The 21,141-nt window shown below is 46.1% G+C and carries 20 protein-coding genes and 1 riboswitch; of the genes, 8 read left to right on the top strand and 12 right to left on the bottom strand.

What is annotated here, in order from left to right; translation table 11 throughout:
- Positions 1 to 4: 4 nt before the first annotated feature.
- Both GT575_RS03620 and GT575_RS03615 read right to left on the bottom strand, forming a co-directional pair.
- Positions 5 to 778: a DUF4234 domain-containing protein gene (locus tag GT575_RS03620; RefSeq protein WP_015534310.1), complete on the bottom strand. Its 774-nt coding sequence runs from the start codon at positions 776 to 778 to the stop codon at positions 5 to 7.
- A gap of 223 nt (positions 779 to 1,001) precedes the next feature.
- Positions 1,002 to 1,343 carry a DUF4234 domain-containing protein gene (locus tag GT575_RS03615; protein WP_004852487.1) on the bottom strand — a complete coding sequence of 114 codons (342 nt, stop codon included), beginning with the start codon at positions 1,341 to 1,343 and terminating at the stop codon, positions 1,002 to 1,004.
- 341 nt (positions 1,344 to 1,684) lie between these two features.
- Between GT575_RS03615 and GT575_RS03610 the strand changes: the two genes are divergently transcribed.
- The 6 genes from GT575_RS03610 to GT575_RS03585 all read left to right on the top strand — a co-directional run bounded on the left by GT575_RS03610 (position 1,685) and on the right by GT575_RS03585 (position 9,165).
- The gene (locus tag GT575_RS03610) at positions 1,685 to 2,617 is read left to right on the top strand and encodes an ornithine carbamoyltransferase (protein ID WP_022217503.1); all 933 of its coding nucleotides are present in this window, start codon (positions 1,685 to 1,687) and stop codon (positions 2,615 to 2,617) included.
- 37 nt (positions 2,618 to 2,654) lie between these two features.
- Positions 2,655 to 3,584, top strand: coding sequence for an aspartate carbamoyltransferase (pyrB, locus tag GT575_RS03605; RefSeq protein WP_004852491.1), 930 nt, complete (start codon positions 2,655 to 2,657; stop codon positions 3,582 to 3,584).
- Between the two features lie 11 nt (positions 3,585 to 3,595).
- Positions 3,596 to 4,009 (top strand): aspartate carbamoyltransferase regulatory subunit, encoded by a 414-nt coding sequence (locus tag GT575_RS03600; RefSeq protein WP_015534312.1) that lies wholly within the window; start codon positions 3,596 to 3,598, stop codon positions 4,007 to 4,009.
- Positions 4,010 to 4,083: 74 nt separating this feature from the next.
- Positions 4,084 to 5,385 (top strand): UDP-N-acetylglucosamine 1-carboxyvinyltransferase, encoded by a 1,302-nt coding sequence (locus GT575_RS03595; protein WP_015534313.1) that lies wholly within the window; start codon positions 4,084 to 4,086, stop codon positions 5,383 to 5,385.
- A gap of 207 nt (positions 5,386 to 5,592) precedes the next feature.
- Positions 5,593 to 7,713: a cadherin-like beta sandwich domain-containing protein gene (locus GT575_RS03590; protein WP_243147813.1), complete on the top strand. Its 2,121-nt coding sequence runs from the start codon at positions 5,593 to 5,595 to the stop codon at positions 7,711 to 7,713.
- A gap of 24 nt (positions 7,714 to 7,737) precedes the next feature.
- Positions 7,738 to 9,165, top strand: a complete 1,428-nt coding sequence (locus GT575_RS03585; RefSeq protein WP_117875340.1) for a cohesin domain-containing protein — start codon at positions 7,738 to 7,740, stop codon at positions 9,163 to 9,165.
- Positions 9,166 to 9,258: 93 nt separating this feature from the next.
- Here GT575_RS03585 and metK read toward each other — a convergent pair whose 3' ends face one another.
- The 4 genes from metK to GT575_RS03565 all read right to left on the bottom strand — a co-directional run bounded on the left by metK (position 9,259) and on the right by GT575_RS03565 (position 12,927).
- Positions 9,259 to 10,446 carry a methionine adenosyltransferase gene (metK, locus tag GT575_RS03580; RefSeq protein WP_161171499.1) on the bottom strand — a complete coding sequence of 396 codons (1,188 nt, stop codon included), beginning with the start codon at positions 10,444 to 10,446 and terminating at the stop codon, positions 9,259 to 9,261.
- A gap of 70 nt (positions 10,447 to 10,516) precedes the next feature.
- Positions 10,517 to 10,646: riboswitch (SAM riboswitch) on the bottom strand.
- Positions 10,647 to 10,729: 83 nt separating this feature from the next.
- Positions 10,730 to 11,461 (bottom strand): TraX family protein, encoded by a 732-nt coding sequence (locus GT575_RS03575; protein ID WP_161171498.1) that lies wholly within the window; start codon positions 11,459 to 11,461, stop codon positions 10,730 to 10,732.
- A 123-nt stretch (positions 11,462 to 11,584) separates the two neighbouring features.
- Complete coding sequence (locus GT575_RS03570) at positions 11,585 to 12,001, bottom strand: HIT family protein (protein WP_015534318.1); 417 nt, start codon at positions 11,999 to 12,001, stop codon at positions 11,585 to 11,587.
- Positions 12,002 to 12,102: 101 nt separating this feature from the next.
- Positions 12,103 to 12,927 carry a nitrilase-related carbon-nitrogen hydrolase gene (locus tag GT575_RS03565; protein ID WP_161171497.1) on the bottom strand — a complete coding sequence of 275 codons (825 nt, stop codon included), beginning with the start codon at positions 12,925 to 12,927 and terminating at the stop codon, positions 12,103 to 12,105.
- Between the two features lie 264 nt (positions 12,928 to 13,191).
- Here GT575_RS03565 and GT575_RS03560 point away from each other — a divergent pair, with 264 nt between their 5' ends.
- Both GT575_RS03560 and GT575_RS15070 read left to right on the top strand, forming a co-directional pair.
- The gene (locus tag GT575_RS03560; RefSeq protein ID WP_161171496.1) at positions 13,192 to 13,767 is read left to right on the top strand and encodes a biotin transporter BioY; all 576 of its coding nucleotides are present in this window, start codon (positions 13,192 to 13,194) and stop codon (positions 13,765 to 13,767) included.
- A 151-nt stretch (positions 13,768 to 13,918) separates the two neighbouring features.
- Positions 13,919 to 14,236, top strand: coding sequence for a helix-turn-helix domain-containing protein (locus GT575_RS15070; protein WP_330576975.1), 318 nt, complete (start codon positions 13,919 to 13,921; stop codon positions 14,234 to 14,236).
- On the opposite strand, the gene GT575_RS03550 is transcribed toward GT575_RS15070, so the two are convergent.
- From GT575_RS03550 to GT575_RS03525, 6 genes are all read right to left on the bottom strand, one after another.
- On the bottom strand, positions 14,233 to 15,798 hold the full coding sequence (locus GT575_RS03550; RefSeq protein ID WP_055222431.1) for a DUF3794 and LysM peptidoglycan-binding domain-containing protein: 1,566 nt from the start codon (positions 15,796 to 15,798) through the stop codon (positions 14,233 to 14,235). The two genes, GT575_RS15070 and GT575_RS03550, sit on opposite strands and share 4 nt — an antisense overlap.
- Positions 15,799 to 15,832: 34 nt before the next feature.
- Positions 15,833 to 16,282: a protease complex subunit PrcB family protein gene (locus GT575_RS03545; protein ID WP_242857308.1), complete on the bottom strand. Its 450-nt coding sequence runs from the start codon at positions 16,280 to 16,282 to the stop codon at positions 15,833 to 15,835.
- A 189-nt stretch (positions 16,283 to 16,471) separates the two neighbouring features.
- Positions 16,472 to 18,304, bottom strand: coding sequence for an aspartate--tRNA ligase (gene aspS, locus GT575_RS03540; RefSeq protein ID WP_161171494.1), 1,833 nt, complete (start codon positions 18,302 to 18,304; stop codon positions 16,472 to 16,474).
- A 54-nt stretch (positions 18,305 to 18,358) separates the two neighbouring features.
- Entirely contained in the window at positions 18,359 to 18,973 is a 615-nt protein-coding gene (locus GT575_RS03535; RefSeq protein ID WP_161171493.1) for an HD-GYP domain-containing protein, read from the bottom strand.
- Positions 18,964 to 20,469 carry a coproporphyrinogen dehydrogenase HemZ gene (gene hemZ, locus GT575_RS03530; protein WP_055146151.1) on the bottom strand — a complete coding sequence of 502 codons (1,506 nt, stop codon included), beginning with the start codon at positions 20,467 to 20,469 and terminating at the stop codon, positions 18,964 to 18,966. The genes GT575_RS03535 and hemZ overlap by 10 nt, the downstream gene beginning before the upstream one ends.
- A gap of 21 nt (positions 20,470 to 20,490) precedes the next feature.
- Complete coding sequence (locus tag GT575_RS03525) at positions 20,491 to 21,132, bottom strand: MBL fold metallo-hydrolase (RefSeq protein ID WP_070098441.1); 642 nt, start codon at positions 21,130 to 21,132, stop codon at positions 20,491 to 20,493.
- Positions 21,133 to 21,141: the final 9 nt, after the last annotated feature.

Raw genomic sequence — 21,141 nt, 5'->3', positions numbered from 1 at the left:
CCGACTACTGCTGGCTGTTATCACTGCCTGAAGCATCTGCTGATGTGTTAATATTCTGATCTGACTGCTGGCCAAATGTATTCTGGTCTAAACCGGCCTGCTGACCATATCCCTGCTGATTGTATGCATTCTGATCATATCCCTGCTGGCTGTATGGCTGCTGTCCGTATGCCTGCTGGTTATATGCATTCTGGTCATATCCCTGCTGACCATATGGCTGCTGTCCGTATGCATTCTGATTATACTGCTGCTGACCATACGCATTCTGGTTGTATGCGTTCTGATCATATCCCTGCTGACCATACGCATTCTGGTTATACTGCTGCTGGCCGTATGCATTCTGATCATATCCCTGCTGCTGACCATACGCATTCTGGTTGTATGTGTTCTGATTATAACCCTGCTGACCATATCCTGTATTCATCTGAGGTATAGCCTCTGCATATTTGTTTGCAGTGTCCTGCATAAGCGCATATGCAATAATTCCAAGTCCAAATACCTGAAGAAGAACGTATAAGATGCCTGAGTTGCTTGATGGTACACCGTTCTTATTCTTTATGATATCAACTTTCTCGCCCATCTTATATGCCCAGAACCATCCATAGATGTTACATGTAACGATAGTGAGCAAAAGCGACATTCCACCACTTGTTGCATCTGTCTCTCCTGACTCCTGATTGATATCGTCTGTCAGCACAACAAACCAATACAATCCATATATTCCGCATGTCACAATTGAAAGCAGAATACATATTCCAATATTCCTCTGTTTGATCATAATTGATAATCCTCCTTAAATTTAGATCCTTAATTACATATGTATGACTTGTGTATGACTGCAATTATACTGTTCCTATATAACCACTACATAACTGCAATAAAAATAATAGAATAGCCCCGCAGACACAACTCAGTCTACGGGACTATTTTCTCATACATTTTGTCTGTACGCAACTGCATCTATACATTTTTCAATGTATATTTGTATGCAATTTGATTCATTACGCATTTTTATTGATGGTATCCTGCATAATAGCATATGATACAATTCCAAGTCCGCATAACTGGAGCAGAAGGAAAAGTATGCTTGAATTTCCTGCTGACTGACCATTCTTTGTCTTTATTGCGTCAATCTTCTCGCCCATCTTGTATGCCCAGAACCATCCATAGATATTACATGTAACGATAGTAAGCAACAATGCTACCCCACCGCTTGTTGCATCTGTCTGTCCAGATTCCTGATTAGCATCGTTTGTAAGGCAAACGAACCAATACAGTGCATAAATTCCAAATGTAATGATTGAAAATACTATGCACAGAGCAATGTTCCTCTGTTTGATCATAAAATGTCCTCCCTTGATTTAATTATAAATTTTTTATAAAAATTTTATAAAATATATAAAACCATATATATACATCTTTGTCAATAAAAATCAAAAAATTAAGCTGTTTTTTGCTTTATTATCTATATTTTTTTATAATCAGGCATAAATCTTCAAATATTTACATTCATAATTTATGTGATGTCGTAAACTGTTTTACTTTTGAAACCATGTGCTATATAATAAAATTTCAGGCAGACATATCTCAACACCCGTATCCTAAATATATTGCCAGGATCCACAGATTATGTTTGTCCGTATTGCAAACAATTTATAATTCTAGAGAAAAGAGGACATTTGTTATGAAAAACATGCTTAACTTCAAGAATTTCACAGCTGATGAGCTGATGGATATTCTCAATCTGGCACTTGACATGAAGAAGAACCCTGATAAGTACGCTCACGCTCTTGAGGGCAAGAAACTCTACACTCTTTTTGAGAAGACTTCCACAAGAACATTTCTTTCATTTACAACAGGTATCACCGAGCTCGGCGGTACATATTACAACCAGCTCTGGAAGGATTCCAACTTTACACTCGGTGAGCCTGTATCAGAGATTAAGTATGTATGCAGGAATGTAGATATCATCATGGCACGTCTTGTAAAGAATGAGACAGTCGAGCTGTTCGGCAACAATGTTACTGTTCCATTTATCAACGGATGTGACAGTTCTTATCATCCATGCCAGATCCTGGCAGATGCCCTCACTATTATAGAAAAGTTTGGCAGTCTCGATGTAAAGCTTATGTACATCGGTGCCAAGAATAATGTATTCAACTCTCTTGTTGAGTTCTTTGCAAAGATGAAGAAGGGAACTATCTACGGACTCACGCCACTTGTGAACAACACCGTATGCGGCGATGACTTCTTTGAGGCAGCAAAGGCTACAGGCCACTATGTTGAACTCGATCCTACCATGAGCATGGAGGAGGCAAAAAAGTACGCAAAGGATATGGATATCCTCTACACAGATACATGGGTTGACATGGAGTTCTTCAACAACCCTGCATACAAGCAGCAGAAGGAAGAGACTCTCGCCAAGATGATGCCTTACCAGCTCAACGAGGAATTTACAGAGGGCAGCAAGGCTATAGTATTCCACGACATGCCTATGCACCAGGGATTTGAGATCTCACAGGGCGTTATCGACAAGAACCTCAACCACATTTTGGATGAGGCTGAGAACAGACGTCACGCTGAGAAGGCTGTTATGTATACCCTTCTTAATTCTTAAAATATTCATTCTGATAACCTAAGGAGGATCATGTCAAATGAGACATTTAATAGACCCAATGGACCTGTCAGTTGAGGAGGTTGACCACCTTCTCGTGCTGGCACAGGACATCATCGACAATAAAGAGAAATACAGCGAAGTCTGTAAGGGCAAAAAGCTTGCAACTCTGTTCTTTGAACCAAGCACACGCACAAGACTTAGCTTCGAGGCTGCCATGATGGAACTTGGCGGAAACGTTCTCGGATTTTCATCTGCGAGCTCCTCATCTTCAACAAAAGGTGAGAGTGTGGGCGATACCGTCAAGATCGTCAGCTGTTATGCCGATATTATAGCTATGAGACATTATAAAGAGGGTGCCCCGATGCTGGCTTCCATGAAATCAGATGTTCCTATTATTAATGCTGGTGACGGCGGTCACAATCATCCTACGCAGACATTGGCCGATCTTCTCACAATAAAGAGAGAGAAAGGCAGACTAAACAATATGACCATAGGTTTCTGCGGAGATCTTATGTTTGGTCGTACGGTTCATTCACTTATAAAGGCCATGTCACGATACGAAGGCATAAAATTTATTCTCATATCACCGGATGAATTAAAATTACCTGATTATATAAGAACAGAAGTCATCGAAAAGAATAATATACCATATGAGGAGATTTCCTCTCTTGAGGATGCTATCGGATCTCTGGACGTTCTCTATATGACAAGAGTCCAGAAAGAACGTTTCTTCAACGAGGCGGACTACATAAGACTGAAAGATACCTATATTCTTGACAAGTCAAAGCTGGCTCTCGCTAGGCCTGACCTGTCGATCCTTCACCCGCTTCCTCGTGTAAATGAGATATCTGTTGAGGTGGATGACGATCCGAGAGCATGTTATTTCCGACAAGCACTCAACGGCAAATATGTCCGAATGGCACTCATCATGGACCTTCTCGGACTCGACAAGGATTTTAAGGCATAGGAGGAATGATCATGAATATTGACAGTATTCAGAATGGTATTGTACTTGACCATATAACAGCAGGCAAAGCCCTGCAGATATACAACGATCTTCATCTTGATAAGCTGGATTGCTCCGTTGCTATAATCAAGAATGTTAAAAGCGAGAAGATGGGAAGAAAGGACATTCTTAAGATAGATCAGGATATCGACATAAACCTTGATGTTCTGGGGTATATCGACCCGGATATATCCGTCAACATCATCAAGGACGGCAAGCTCGTTGAAAAACGTAAGATCGAACTGCCTGAGAGACTGGTTGGAATAAAGAAATGTACCAATCCAAGATGCATTACGACCACAGAGCAGGGAATAACCCATATATTCAAACTCACAGACAGAGAAAAGCGAATTTACAGATGTATATACTGTGAAGCAGACAAGTAACTGTTTACTTTTCAGTTTTATGTGCTATAATCTATAAAGTTGCGATAATCCGAGAATTATCTAAGAGGTGAAATATGGAACAGTATGTTATCAAGGGAGGTCGTCCTCTGGAGGGCGAAGTTACCATTGCGGGTGCTAAGAATGCCGCACTTGGAATACTTGCCGCTGCAGTCATGACCGACCAGGAAGTCACAATAGAAAACGTACCGAACGTCAGAGATACAAGAGTCCTTCTTCAGGCCATTCAGGGTATCGGCGCAAGGGTCCGTTACATAGACGAGCACACGGTTGCTATATGTGGTGGAACCATCAATCCGAATACCGATCTCTGTGTCGACGACGAATATATCAGAAAGATCAGAGCATCCTACTATCTGCTCGGCGCACTGCTTGGCAAATATAACCATTCACAGGTCGCTCTTCCAGGCGGATGCGACATCGGAGCCCGTCCGATAGATCTGCACATAAAAGGTTTTGAAGCACTTGGAGCCCACGTTGATATAGCAAACGGTATGATATCCGTTGAGGCTGATGAGCTGATCGGAAGCCACATTTACATGGATGTGATCTCAGTAGGTGCCACCATCAATGTCATGATGGCCGCCGTAATGGCAAACGGCAAGACTACCATAGAGAACGCAGCCAAGGAGCCACATATCGTTGATGTTGCCAATTTCCTCAACAGTATGGGTGCTAACATCAAGGGTGCCGGAACTGATGTCATCCGTATCCGTGGCGTAAAGTCACTTCACGGAACTACATATTCCATCATTCCGGATCAGATCGAGGCAGGAACCTTCATGGTTGCAGCAGCAGCCACCAGAGGCAACGTCCTCATCAAGAACGTAATTCCTAAGCATCTTGAGGCTATAACCTCAAAGCTTACAGATATAGGTGCCACTGTCATCGAGTACGATGATTCAGTGAGAGTAATGTGCAACAAGAGACTCAAAGCTACCAACATCAAGACTCTGCCATATCCGGGATTCCCGACAGATATGCAGCCACAGATGGCGGTTACACTTGCACTGTCCAACGGAACAAGCATCGTCACCGAGAGCATATTTGAGAACAGATTCAAGTATGTCGCAGAGCTTTCAAGAATGGGCGCACACATCAGAGTCGAGGGCAACACCGCTATTCTCGATGGTGTGGAGACATTCACCGGTGCAAATGTTGCAGCACCTGACCTGAGAGCAGGCGCAGCACTTGTAATTGCGGCACTTGTGGCCAACGACTTCTCTACTGTATGTGATATCAAGTATATCCAGAGAGGCTACGAGAAGTTCGACGAAAAGCTTCGCGGACTTGGTGCTCTCATCGAGAAGGTAGAGACGGACAAAGAGATCCAGAAATTCAAGCTCAAAGTAGGTTAATATATACGACATAAGGCGAAAAGCTTTTGCCGGTCAGCACTTGTCTGACCGGCAAAAGCTTTTTTGTTGCAATTTTATTACTTTTTTATAACTTTTTTCACAAAAATGGTGCTCATTTGCAATAATTATGGTAAACTTAGACTGATGTAATTTTGTCATAAATACTATTTTATATATAGATTTGTTTTATGAAAAATGGAGGTTACTATGGATATCAATACTAAACGAACCCGGACTACTATTTCTATCGTAATGCTTATTTGGGCGGTCGTCTGCATCGCGGTGACCGGACTGTATGTGGGAAACAATCACGCAGAAGCCGCGACCACGGGAACTCTCACGTCTGACTACGTGTATTTCCGCAAATCACCAAACGGCACGCCTATAAAATATAACGGCTCGGCCATACTCCTAAGGAAGGGTCAGAAGATGACCGTACTGAGCACTTCCAACAAGACATGGTACAAGGTCAAGCTTACATACAAGAAGAAGAGCTACACCGGTTATGTGTACTCCGCATTTATCAAGGTAACAAGGACAACCTCCAAGAAGGCTCACCTTCGAAAAAATGAAAACTATGTATATTTCCGAAAAACGCCAAACGGCACGCCGCTGAAGTATAACGGATCGCCGATCATGCTCATGGGCGGTCAGAGCATGACCGTACTGAGCACTTCCAACAAGACATGGTACAAGGTCAAGCTTACATATAAGAAGAAACGCTACACCGGTTATGTATATTCCAAGTTCATCGTGATCGACTCCACTTCAGCCACAACAAAGGCCACGACCAAGGCTACTACACAGCAGCCTACCACAGCGGCTCAGGCAGCCAAGAGCGGTTACGTGAATGAAGACTATGTATACTTCCGCCAGACGGCAGCGGGTACACCTATAACCTACAACGGAAGCGCGATCATGCTCATGAAGGGACAGGCACTCTCCGTGACTGATACATCCAACAAGTCATGGTACAAGGTCAACCTCACATACAGCAGCAAGAAGTATACAGGATTTATCTCCTCATCGCTCATCACAATGGGAACATACAAGGAACCTGACGGTAACCAGACATCGGATGCAGCATTTGAAAAGCAGTTATCCGCCCAGAACTTCCCTGAGAGCTACAAAGTGCTTCTCAGAAAGCTCCATGCGGAGCACCCAAACTGGATATTCAAGGCGGTACACACCAACCTTAACTGGAACGACGTGGTCAAGAACGAGGTCAACGTACAGGGACGTGTCAACAACCTTGTAAACTGTACATCTTCCAGTCCTAACTACGGCTGGAGATCACAGACCGTTGGATACAACTACAAGACAGACTCCTACTCATCATATGATGGTTCAACATGGTTTGCAGCCTCGGACGATCTTGTAAAGTATTACCTCGATCCGAGAACATATATGTCATCCGCAAGCTCCATGTTCGCATTTGAAAAGCTGTCATACGACTCATCACAGACAAAGTCAGGAGTTGAGGCTATATTATCTGGTTCGTTTATGCACAATGCGCACCCAACCGGTTCGACCACCACATATTCGTCCATGATAATCACCGCAGCACAGAAATCCGGCGTCAGCCCTTACCACATTGCTTCACGTATCAAGCAGGAGGTCGGAGGCTCGATAACCTCGGGAACAAACGGTAAGAATGCCACATATCCCGGCATATATAACTTCTACAATATCGGTGCATTTGAGAGTGCATCAGGCAACGCTATAACAAACGGTCTGAGATGGGCTTCATCGGGCACATCGTACAACAGGCCATGGACAACACCTGCCAAATCAATAATCGGCGGTGCGATGTATATCGGAGAGTCCTACATCAACAAGGGTCAGAACACTCTGTATACTCAGAAGTTCAACGTAACCTACACAGACTGCCTGTACTGGCATCAGTACATGGGAAATGTACAGGCCCCTACAACAGAGGCATGGAAGGTATATGATGCCTACAAGTCTTCAGGAGCACTCAACAAGGCCATAACATTTGCCATACCTGTTTACAAGAATATGCCAAGCACAGCAATGAAGATGCCTGCGGCTAATCCGGGCAACCAGAACAACTACCTGAAAACACTCTCTGTAAGCGGCAAGAAGCTGTCACCTACATTTGCAATAAACAGCACTACACAGTACACGGTAAATGTGTGCTCATCTGTATCAAGTGTGAAAATAAACGCTTCACCTGTAAGCAGCTACTCCACAGTGAGCGGAAAGGGAACAAAAACCCTGAAATCAGGAAAGAATACATTTAAGATAGTATGTAAATCCCAGAGTAAAGCTACACGTACTTACACCATAATAATTAACAGAGGATAAGGAGGACTCGGTGGATAACCGTATATGAATATTATGAGGACTACAAGATTTAGCTTTAGAACGTTTATGACAGAAGTTGCATGTGTGTTGACTATGATGCTTTTCATGCTTCATACCACTTATGCCGCTACAGTCGCATTTAGTGTTGAGGTTCCATCCACCACGGTCGTTGTTGGCGATACCGTGGAGATCAAGGTAAGTATAAACGCAGCCGATCAGGCTTTATCAAGCTACAGCTACAATATCACATATGATTCCACATTGCTCAAGGCTGTGAGCGGCGGCACCGTGGAATCTGAGGGCACCGTAAGCTACTCCCAGGCAAATGTAAAGCCTGGAGATGCAATGACAGCAACATTTACATTTACCGCCATTGCAAGCGGAACTGCCAGCATAGAGACATCAGCAGTTGAGGTCATCTCCGACACAGAAGAGTCGATAGACATGACACCGTCATACAACTCGGTAACCATCAGCGACAAGTCAGCCGCCGCTTCCACCGAAGCAGCTTCATCTACTGTCAGCGATACCGGTTCAGAAGCCGAGCCTGCAACACCTCTTGCATTGATCGACAGCGAGACCAAGCCTGTTGTTACTGAGGATGAGGTAGGAACACTCACAGAGGCAGATCAGAACGCATCCGCACCTGCAGATACCCTTGTAAGCGTTCACTCAAACAACAACACTTATAACATCATTCCAAAGCCTAATTCAGTCTCAGTGCCAACCGGATATCTTCCAGTGAAGATCAACCTGAACGACACGGACATCAGAGCTTATATGAAGGGAAGCAGTTCCAACACCGTTCTCCTCTACGCAGCAACAAACGACGGACACCAGGGCTGGTATTTCTTCAATCCAAATGAAGGAACTTTCCTTGACGCAACGGATCTCATCGAGGAGACGGATTCGCTGTCCAGCTTCATAGACAAGCACAAGTTCGTAATAATGCTCATAGCCATCATAGTTCTTGTGATACTGGTCGTTGTCATCATCATCCTTGCTGTCTCACTCAAGGGTCTCATCGCTGATTACGAGGCTCAGATAGACAAGCTGAAGAAGGACAACGAGGAGAAGGAAAGCACAGCAAATGAAACATCAGAAGCTGCCGAGCCTTCCGCAAAAGCCGCTGAACACGTCAGAATGCCTCACCACGACAATAGCGAGGTGCCCACCATCAACAACAAGGCGCTCTTCCCTGGGGACAACGAGGTTATCCACGAGAGTTACGCAGACTCCGATTACGACAATCAGGTATCTCCTGATGAGGACGATGTCATCCACACTGACGACTATGACGACACTGCATTTGAGGATGTCGCCGATGACAGCGAGCCTATAGATTCAGCATTTGACGTCAAAGAGGATACGGAGAGTACGGAGAGCAAGATCCAGGCATCCCTCGACGAGATAGATGCGGCACTTGAATCCGCAAAGAAATACAAAGATTAATACTCACGGAATAACGTGATATACAAAAAGCACATGTATCAGTTTCAATCTGATACATGTGCTTTTATATTTGTCTGAATTTTTTTAATCTGCTTATAAGTATGCTTTCAGCACATCCACCTTGTCCAGCTTCTCCCATGGGAGATCAAGATCTGTTCTTCCGAAGTGTCCGTAAGCTGCTGTCTGCTTGTAGATAGGTCTTCTGAGGTCAAGCATCTTGATGATACCTGCTGGTCTTAAGTCAAAGTGCTCTCTAATAATCTCGACAAGCTTCTCATCTGAAAGCTTTCCTGTGCCAAATGTGTCTACCATGATGGATGTAGGTCTTGCAACACCGATAGCGTATGAGAGCTGTATCTCACACTTGTCAGCCAGACCTGCTGCAACTATGTTTTTAGCCACGTAGCGGGCCGCATAAGCCGCTGAACGGTCTACCTTGGTACAATCCTTGCCTGAGAAGGCTCCGCCGCCGTGACGGGCATATCCGCCGTATGTGTCAACGATGATCTTACGTCCTGTGAGACCACTGTCACCATTTGGTCCACCTATTACGAATCTTCCTGTTGGATTGATGAAGAACTTGGTATTCTCATCGATGAGCTCCTGTGGAAGAACCTCGTCGAATATATACTTCTTAACGTCAGCGTGGACCTGCTCCTGGCTGACTTCCTCTCCGTGCTGTGTTGAGAGAACGACTGCATCAAGTCTTACAGGCTTGTCATTCTCATCGTACTCAACTGTTACCTGTGTCTTACCGTCCGGTCTTAAGTATGGGAGTGTTCCGTTCTTTCTTACCTCTGTGAGCTTTCTTGCAAGCTTGTGGGCAAGTGCTATTGGATATGGCATGTACTCAGGTGTCTCATTTGTTGCAAATCCGAACATCATACCCTGATCTCCGGCACCGATCGCCTCGATATCATCCTCGCTCATGAGGTGCTCCTTTGCCTCGAGTGCCTTGTCAACTCCCATGGCAATATCTGATGACTGCTCGTCTATGGCTGTGATAACGCCGCATGTATCGCAGTCAAATCCGTACTTTGCTCTGTCGTATCCGATCTCTCTGATCGTCTCACGAACGATCTTCTGAATATCCACATAAGCGTTGGTTGTGATCTCTCCCATGACAAGCACAAGACCTGTCGTGATGGATGTCTCACATGCCACACGGCTCATTGGATCCTGCTCCATCAGCGCGTCAAGCACTGCATCTGATATCTGGTCACAGATTTTGTCAGGATGTCCTTCTGTTACTGATTCCGATGTAAATAATCTTCTTTCCATACTACTTCCTTTCCTTTTTGTACATAAGAAAAACCGCTTCGTATGAGCGGTTTGATCGTGTCTGTCAAGCCTCTCATTGTTCGAGCACAGATCTTGTATCACCTACATATCTGCGTCGCTCAGGTCGGCACCTTCCGAATCTGACATCGGGGTTGCCATGGCTTCTTCGTCCCTTCTGACTCCACCATTCTGAATAAGAGCGTTTTTCTAATATCTATAAATGCAATCATTACTCTATATCATTGAGAGTTATTAGTCAACATATTTTTGGGGGAAATGATGCTTAATGAATTATTTTCCATATAAACCATATAAGCAGCAAATGCAGGGGATAGAACAGATAGAAGAAATACTTGAGCTTCATCCTTCCTCTCTCTCCGCTGTACATATTCACAGGTATCATCGCCAACAGAGCGTATAGCTGATTCATGCCCAGGCAGAGAATGTATACCAGCGAACTGAGCACCACGATCTCAATGTTCTGATTCTTATTGAAATATGCCAGAGTATAAGCATCCGCTCCACTCCGCTCCTTCTCGATCAGATAGAACATAACTATGATTCCCACTCCCGCCATGCCGTAGTCGAATCTCAGGAACTCCGCCAGAAGTGCTGCGGCCAGTACGATCTCGACCTTCCATCTTCCGATTGACCCCCGGCTATCCATGGCGTATATGGCAAACAGTCCGGCTGTCAGGGTGAATAATATGTTCTGAGCCCCCGGATACCAGATCGTATCGTGCATTGCCAGATCAAATGGCATCTCTGACACCATCGCAAATATTCCAAGTCTCAGAAGATACCTCCTCACGTCGGATGTACGCATAAGCCCCTGTACAAGCAGGAATGCAAATACAGGAAATGCCAGACGCCCCACAGCGCGCATTATGTTGTTGTTATCCATGAATACTATGCCTATGTGATCTACGGCCATACACACACAGGCTGTCAGCTTGAGCGCATTTGACGACAGCCGCCTCAGCCCTCTTTCCTCAGTTTCTTCATTATACTCCATATACAGTCCTTTCCTACCGCCTGCTCTTTCTATCAGTAACACCGTAACAGAAAAACAGCACATGACTTATGTTCATCATGTGCTGCTCTTCTCACAAAACCTTATATATCTATCTTCAATCGTCTAGATTCTCTTTCTGAGAGCCTTAGACAATGCTGACAGCTCCTCTGTATCAGCCTTACCCGGTATCCAGGTCATAGTCACGTTGTCCTTGATGTATCTTGGAACAAGATGCATATGGAAGTGGAATACAGTCTGACCTGCTGCCTCGCCGTTGTTCTGAAGGATATTCAGTCCGTCCGGATTCAGCTCAGCCTTCTGTGCCTTTGCCACCTCTGTAGCTATAGTAAATATCTTGGCTGCTGTCTCAGCATCCATGCTGTATATATTGTCAAAATGTTCTTTCGGGATAATAAGCGCATGGCCCTTGTTAGCAGGATTCACATCAAGTATTACTCTGCAGATACTATCCTCATAAACTGTCGCTGATGGAATCTCACCGTTGGCTATCTTACAAAAAATGCAATCGTCCTTATTCATATAAGTTTTACCTCCTCATTGCCTCTATCCATTGTAAACCATCTGACAAAATATTACAAGCACCAAAGAGAACACCAGTTTTATACACCAGTCAAATAATTCTATAATATTGACATGTAAAATTCATTTTTCCTGTCCCTGCCCTGCGGAAATGTCTTTCTGGCACCGGCTATGACCGCAGGATCCAGCTCCGCAACGAGCAGTCTGTCGCTCACCCTCTCCGCCATCTCGTTGCCGTAGACATCATATATATGTGAGCTCGGGACATATCTCTCCCTTTTACCCATGCCCACTCTGTTCACGCCTATCACGTATGCCTGATTCTCAATGGCCCTCGCCCTGAGCAGCGCTTCCCACTGGACAACTCTCTCCTCAGGCCAGTTGGCTATCACAAGTATGGCATCGTAAGAATCCCTCGCCGCCGAAAATATCTCCGGGAATCTGAGATCATAGCATATGTATCCGCCCAGCCTCAGATCCTTGACATTCGCCTGACAAATACGGCTGCCTGCCCGGTACACCCTGTCCTCACCGCTGAACGAAAAAGGATGTATCTTTGCGTAATCCATGATCACCTCATCACCGCTGACGATCGCCAGCTTATTTTCAAATACCTTCCTTCTGCTCTCATCAAACTCACCGCTTCCATCTGCCATGAAAGCTTCTATATAACCAAATACCATGGCCATATCGTATTTCCTGCTGTTCTCCATGAAAAACGAAACGCTCTCCGGTATCTCACCATCCCTGTACGCCTCCCACATGCGCGCGGGCATCATGGTAAATCCCGTCAGCGTCATCTCAGGAAACACCAAGAGCTCAACGCCATTCTCATATGCCTCCTGCATGACCTCAAGACAGTGCTCCCTGGCATACTCCTTATCCTCGTATCCAATATCGATCTCCGTGATTCCGACCTTTATCATATCCCGCCTCCTGTGTATACACTCTGTATATCGTTCGAATTCTATATTAAGTATTTTACACAATAACGTGTGTTTTGCAAATGTTAACCTGCGTTCAAAATTTATGGTTGACATTCCTCCCATGTATATATATAATGTCAACCATAGCCCTTGTGTATAGGTTAACAAATCCAGGCAGTATTCGTCATCAGCCCGTCGAAACTACCTGGATTTGTTGTGAATAAGCTGTACACAGGCATTACAATCATTGGAGGATTATTACAAATGAAAAAAGCATTTACCACTGTAGAGCTGGTCATGATGGCCATGTTCACTGCAATTCTGTGTGCATCCGCTTACCTGAGCATTCCAACACCGCTCCCTAACGCAGCACACATCACATTACTCAACTTTATGATAATTCTGATAGCTCTCGTATTTGAGCTCAGAGACTCAACGATCATAATAGCACTTTGGATGATCATGGGTGCCATCGGCGTTCCTATATTCATCGGCGGAGGCGCAGGCCTTGGATATCTGTTCGGAGTATTCGGTGGATACACCTTCTCATTCATCATTGCATCAATCGTAGTCGGTCTCATCAAAGGCAAAAAGTACAAGAGACTTAAGTATACCATCGTTGCGATCATAGGTGTCGTGATCATTGATATCGTGGGAATGATCTGGTGGAAGTTCAACGGTAACCTCACATGGAAGGTTGCATTCTTATCAGGTTTCGTGGCATTCATTCCACTCGACCTCGTTAAGGCTGTCATCGCCGCACAGCTCGTTCCACTGTTCAAGAGACTTCTCCCTGAGAAGGACGACAAAGAGGCCAATGAACAGGCAAAAGAAGCCTGATTAATGGAAATACACAAACTTAAGTGCAATTATAGCTGTCGGCTATGATTGCACTTTTTTGTTACTATCTCGTTTAGTAAACATATTTACTAAAATTAAAAGGGTCACAAACCCGTATGTTATCATTTTTGCGGGTGATCGAATGCAGTATATGGAATTTAGCAAGGATAAAAAGTATATAGAAAGAATCCGTGGACTGCGGGAAGATCATGACTTTACACAACAATATGTTGCCCGCTATCTGAACACCTCACAGACCATGTACGCACGTTATGAAAGGGGCGCAAGCGCGCTGCCAATCCATCACCTTATATATCTCACCGAGTTATATAACGTGTCATCCGATTACATTCTTGGAATCACCAACAACCCTGTTCCATACAAAGAATATTACAGAGAAGCCGCTGTCACCGACCAGGATCCCAGATCACCGGGAAAATACAATATACACTGGAAGGGCAACAGCTAATTCTTTCCCGCACATTTGACCACTATCAACCTGTCACCGGCTTTCACGTCATCCCCCTCAAGTCTGTTGAGCTTTCTTATGGAATCAAGACTGGAATAATACTGTTTTGCGATCGACCATATGCTGTCACCGTCACGCACAACATAGCCCACTATACCTGGCGCCACCGCTTTCTTCTTCATATCGACCGGAGCCACCGTCATGTCATCGATAAGCTCTATCTCTTTCCGGGTAAATATGGTCATTCCCATATCCACTATGGCTTTTATCTCCACCTCGTCATTGCCCGGCAGCGCCGCCGTGATCTGATTGAGTGCAGGGGTAATCCTGATGGAATCCTGAGTTCTGAGCGGAACAGTCTCCACCCTGTATGAAAATGGAGCTACCACCTCCATCTGACACAGAGGTCTGCTGTCATCCGATGACACATAAAGAACTGCCGCCTTCACAGCACCCTCGACGACCACGGCGTCATCCGCCGGCCTGACATCGTCTATATCCACACTGCCCGTCACATTTACGATCTGGAGAATGGACGGCTGGCTGCTCTTGAGCCTCTCCTTCTTCACGACCCTCGTCTTTGCATTGTTTCTCATGAGAAGGTTCTCGTAGCTGAATCTGCTCCTGACGGGATCGACCTGCGCAGAATATGAGAACATATCCTTGAGAAGGTCTGCCTCCACGTCCTCGTACACCTTGATGTCCACATTGAGGCTGCTCTCCACCTGGAGTATCCTGTCCTCACCGCCGTCATTTGCACGCACGGACACCGAACCGCGGGATGCGGTTATCATATCGTCCAGTATCATATCCTCGTCTATTCCATCGCAGTTCACAGTGTCCTGGAACTCCCTCGTGGCGCTGACATACTGCACCGGAGCCACCTCGTCATCAGGCTTGTATATGACAAATATGTCCATCTTGCCGCTTATATGTACCCCCACGTCCGTGGCACGGCTCTCTATCTCCGAGAAGTTCACCTGATCCCACAGCACACGTCCGATATTCGGCTTATTTGCCGGGATCTCTATGTCCTCCTTTATCTTCATTATGTCTCTGGAAGACGCCGCAAGATTTGTAAAGCTTACCTTCTCCGTCATGCACTCTATACCAGAGCCGTTTGCTATGCCCACGGCGCCCTCTGCGGTGATCTGCTGGCACGCCCAGAGCTTCACGCCCACAAGCCCTCTCACCTCGTATTTTCTGGAATTTATCACGGTCACGTACAGATCCTCCAGCACACCCTGTACGGAAACCTTATCTCCCAGCGACAGTTCATCCGCATTTATCGTCTCCTCAAATGGCAGTTCTCCGTCATGGCTCTCAAATGAATCCCCCTCCCGGTCAGTCTGGTATAGGATGGCGTAGCTCACAGTTCCTGTGATGCGCGCCTTGCCCTCCATGACGTCTATGTTTTCTATCGTCACCTGTCCTTTGCTGGCTATCTGTCTGTCTATATCCCCCTTCACATCAGGGACATTGAAATCATCATCCACGGTAAACTCAACATATTTTGCCGCCTTAAGATTCGTCGTTGTGATCCTGTTCTTAGTAAGCTCCATATTTTCCCCACCTTATTTTTTATGATATACCGTTCTACTTGAATACAACCGGAAGATCCATCTTCACTATCCTGACCACCATATAAGGAAATGATACATTGTCTCCCTTCACGCCATCCGTCGGAGTCGCCACCTGCCTTAAAACTCCCTTGATGTAAATGGCATTGTCGTCCTTGTACATCTCCTCCAGAGTCACCCCAACGTCATCCCTATCCTGCATGCCCGCAGCGATGACTATATATGTATACGTGCTGTTTGAATATACGAGATTAAATGGGTTTTCCTTCTTTTTGTCTATGATGGTAACCAGTTCATCCGGCAGCATGGTCTCATCGCACACGTCATAGAGCAGCGGCTCACCACTGTCCGACACCTCAAACCTTGCACATCCAACGCAGAATATCATGAGCTCCAGTGCAACCACCAGCAGGAAGGTAAGTCTGCCCCACATTCTCCCTCTTAGAAACTCTTTTTCATTTTCCACATGTATCACCTCCGCCATTTGCTTTTTAAGGTGTCTGGCTGTCATTTTAAGCCACTTAACACACTTTGGTATAGTATATGTACCCTATTTGCTCTTTATGTCTGTAAACGCAAAAAAGAGGCGGGATATCCTGTTTGATATCCCGCCTCCGTATCAGAAGCTCGTCCTTCTGTATATTATTCTGTCATTCTACTCTGCGTCTGCAGGTGCGCTCTTCTCAGCCTCGATCTCGGCCTCAGCCTCTGGTGTGACCTCGATTCCAAGCTCAGCGAGCTGTTTGTCGTCTACATAGTCAGGCGCATTTGTCATGAGACATGATGCATCCTTTACCTTAGGGAATGCGATTACGTCACGGATAGAATCCTGCTTTGCCATGAGCATGACCAGACGGTCAAGACCATAGGCAAGTCCTGCGTGAGGTGGTACTCCGTACTTGAACGCATCCAGAAGGAATCCGAATCTCTCGTGAGCCTCGGCCTTTGTAAAGCCAAGGCACTCGAACATCTTCTCCTGAATGTCATCCTGATGGATTCTGACTGAACCTCCACCGATCTCATTTCCGTTTAATACTATATCATAAGCCTTTGCACGAACCCTGCCCGGATCAGAATCGATGTACTGAAGATCCTCCTCCATAGGCATGGTAAATGGATGGTGCATAGCTGTGAATCTGTTCTCCTCGTCTGACCACTCAAGAAGTGGGAACTCTGTGATCCACACGAATCTGTATACATTCTTGTCCACAAGTCCCATGAGCTCTGCCAGATGGCATCTCAGTGCGCCGAGGACTGTCCATACGATCTTTGTCTTGTCCGCTGCGAACAGAAGCAGGTCGCCAGGCTTTCCATCCATGGCTGCCACAAGGGCGTTCATCTGCTCCTCTGTCATGAACTTGGCAAATGATGACTTGTAGCTTCCATCCTCGTTGATAACTATATATGCAAGTCCCTTTGCGCCGTATGTCTTTGCATACTCAATAAGGGCATCTATCTTCTTTCTAGGCATGCTTCCCTGTCCCTCGGCATTGATACCGCGGACTGTTCCGCCATTTGCAAGGGCACCTGTGAATACTCCGAACTCACAGTCCTTGACAACATCGCTGACATCCTTGAGCTCGAGTCCAAATCTGAGGTCAGGCTTATCTGAACCAAATCTGTCCATTGCCTCCTGCCATGTCATTCTCTGAATTGGAAGCTGGATGTCGAGATCAAGTATCTCCTTGAAGAGCTTTGCAAGAAGACGCTCATTTACATCGATTACATCGTCAACGTCAACAAATGAGAGCTCCATATCCATCTGGGTGAACTCCGGCTGTCTGTCTGCACGGAGATCCTCGTCACGGAAGCATCTTGCGATCTGGAAATATCTGTCGTAACCAGAGCACATAAGAAGCTGCTTGAAGAGCTGTGGTGACTGTGGCAGAGCGTAGAATGTACCAGGGTGTACACGGCTTGGCACAAGGTAATCTCTCGCTCCCTCTGGTGTTGACTTGGTCAGCATAGGTGTCTCTATCTCAAGGAATCCCTCATCTGCCATGAACTGTCTGGCGATGGTGGCTACCTTACTCTTCATGATAAGATTTCTCTGGAGGTCAGGACGTCTGAGGTCGAGATATCTGTACTTGAGCCTTATCTCCTCCTTGGTCTTGCTGTTCTCCTCTATAGGGAATGGAGGTGTCTCTGACTCTGACAGTATACGGAGGCTGCTTGCAACGACCTCGATGTCTCCTGTTGCAAGGTTCTCATTCACTGCACCCGCACGCTTGCACACTGTTCCCTCGATGGCTGCAACGAACTCTGAACGAAGCTTTCCTGCCTTCTCGAAGCACTCTGCGCCACACTGTGACTCTTCAAATATAACCTGTAATATTCCACTTCTGTCTCGAAGATCTACGAAGATTATTCCACCTTTATTTCTGCTCTTCTGAACCCAGCCCATCACGGTGACCTTCTCACCTATGTTGGCACTGCTAACCTCTGTACATCTGTGGCTTCTCTTAAGCCCCTGCATAGATTCTGCCATCTTACGCTATCCTCCTAAAATTAAAAACTTTCCTTATGTCACTATACACTTTTTTCATTTTTCGTCAAGACCTGGAATATCGCCGTGAAGCACCTGATCCACCCTGCTCATGATGTCTGTGGTGTTGATCAGCCGCTGGAACGCCAGGAACGCCCTCATGTCGAAGTGTCTCACCTCATCTATCACCATTCCAAATGCCGTATCCGCGTCAAATGCCTTCCTGTATGGTCTGTCGCTGACCAGTGCACTGAACACATCGCACACTCTGATAAGTCTTGCGCCGAGTGGTATCTCCTCGCCCCGCATCCTGTACGGATATCCCGAGCCGTCATAGTTCTCATGGTGATAGTGCACCATATCCACTATGTCCTGATCGTAGCCCTCACGCTTAAGTATCTCCGCGCCAAGCTTGGCATGCAGCCTGACGTATCTCATCTCCTCGATCTTCATCGCACCCTGCCGCCGTCCATATATGTAAGGACTCACCTGCAGCTTGCCCACATCGTGCAGCATTCCCGCCACAGCAACCTTGTGTATGAATTTCTCATCACAGCCCAGCTCCCTCGCCAGCTCAGATGCCAGTACACTCACACACATTCCATGGCGCACCGCATCATTCATATCAACTGAATAGCATTCTTCTGCATCCTTCTCCAATGCTAATCCCATATAAATCCCGCTTTCTTACGCTCGATCATCTCATCTATTCGAGCTATATAATCGTCTACACTCTTACAATTCTCTATTCTGTCTATACGTGTCCCCTCTGTCACTCCGTCATGTCCTGGTCTCACCACAAGCTTCGATGAACTTCCGGCACCGAGACCGATGATGTCAGTCCTCTCCTCCATGATGAGTATATTGTACAGGCACTCAAGCCCCGGCTTCGAGTAACCCACGTTCTCCAGATTGCCGGTCATGTTCTTCTGTCTGTACAGATAGTATGGATCAAGCCCCATCTCAGCCGCCGCCCTCGTAACAGCACCGAGCTGGCTGTCTATATCCGACTTCAGGGTGTCACGGTATTTGTCCATCTCTATGTTCAGATTCGCCGCCCTCTTGATGGCAAGGGTGTGAACCGTCAGACTTTCAGGGGAAAGCTCCTTCACCTGTCTCAGCGTGTTCTCCACACTGTCCGTGTCCTCTCCCGGAAGTCCCACTATCAGATCCATGTTGATGTTGTCAAAGCCCGCTCTCCGGGCATTCTCCATGGCTATGACCGTCTGCTCCGGCGTATGTGCCCTGCCTATGGTCCTTAATGTCTCCTCGTTCATGGTCTGTGGATTTATGCTTATACGCGTCACTCCGTGGCGCTTCATGACCTCAAGCTTGTCAAATGTGGTACTGTCCGGTCTGCCCGCTTCTATGGTGAACTCCCTCACCTGTGACAGGTCAAATGACTTCTCTATCATGCTGCAGAGTCTGTCCATATGCTCCGCAGATATGGATGACGGCGTTCCGCCTCCCACATATATTGATATGAGCCGTTTTCCGGAATATGCCTCCGCAACGTATGCCATCTCTTTCTCGACTGCGTCCAGATATGCATCCACCTTATTCTTATATACCGCGATCGGATATGAGGTAAATGAACAGTACAAACATCTTGTCGGACAGAACGGTATGCCTATATACAGACAGTATTCGTCCTCCTCCGCCACAGAGTCTATGATTTTCTTCTCCCTGTCAGCCACCGCCACTGCCAGCTCGGCTTTCTCACGGGAGGTTCCATATATCTCCTGGTAGTTTCCTATTATATCCTCTGAGGTCATCCCGGCTTCCATATAAGACACAGCTATCTTCGTAGGTCTGATACCCGTCAGGGAGCCCCACGGAAGTCTGCGGTCTGTATACTCCGAAAGCATATTGTATATCGCCAGCTTTAACGGATTCCTCACGGCACTCTTATCCCGGCAGTCGCCATCCACAGGGATCTGTGTGCTGCACGCCAAAGTCCGCTCTCCTCCGTCTGCTACAGAATACAGCTCTATATTTATTCTATTGTCATCTATATCCGCCACAAGCTCCTTGTCTATCTCCGCCTTAAGCTCCGGCTTTTTGTCAAATATCTCCGGGACCACTATTCTTTCACCGCCGTAGAAGGCCTGGAGACTCACCCGGAGATCATTGTTGTAATCTTCTATATTCTGTATCAGTAATATCATATTTCCACCATGATCCGCCCATCAGAAGAACGGATTCATCTTCTTCTCTTTTCTTATAAGTGTTGTCTCCCCGTGTCCAGGGTACACCACGGTATCATCAGGAAGCACAAACAGCTTCTCTCTTATGTTCTCGAGCAGCGCATGCTCATCACCTGTAGGAAAATCCGATCTTCCCACACTGTATTTGAACAGCGTATCCCCTGAGAACAGTATATTCTCTGACTCGAAGTAATAGCACATTCCGCCTCTGGTATGTCCCGACACACTGATGCATCTCATCTCAGTGCCAAGCAGCTTCTTCACACTGCCGTCGCTCAGATAGTGATCCGTCTCAGTCTCTATCACCTTTTCAAATACACTGGTCATCATCGCCGACAGGTTCACCCTGCTGTTGCCGAGAACTTCCTTCTCGTCCTCCGAAGCATATGTATCCGCGCCTGTGAGCTTCTTCAGATCTCCCATCGCCGCCATGTGATCCACATGACCGTGGGTGAGATAAATGCCAACGCAGGTATACTCATTTTTCTTCAGTGTGTTGTATATATAATTCGCATTCCATGAAGGATCAATGACTATCGCCTCCCCGGTCTGCTCATTTGCCACTATATAACAATTCGTCTGGAATCCTCCCAGCTCACTTCTGATAACTTTTAATTCCGCCATATAAACCTT

It is taken from the genome of Coprococcus sp. BIOML-A2, from assembly GCF_009875795.1.
Classification (GTDB): domain Bacteria; phylum Bacillota; class Clostridia; order Lachnospirales; family Lachnospiraceae; genus Coprococcus; species Coprococcus aceti.
The sequence above is the reverse complement of the archived record's forward strand: the minus strand, read 5'-3'. Positions and strand labels throughout refer to the sequence as shown.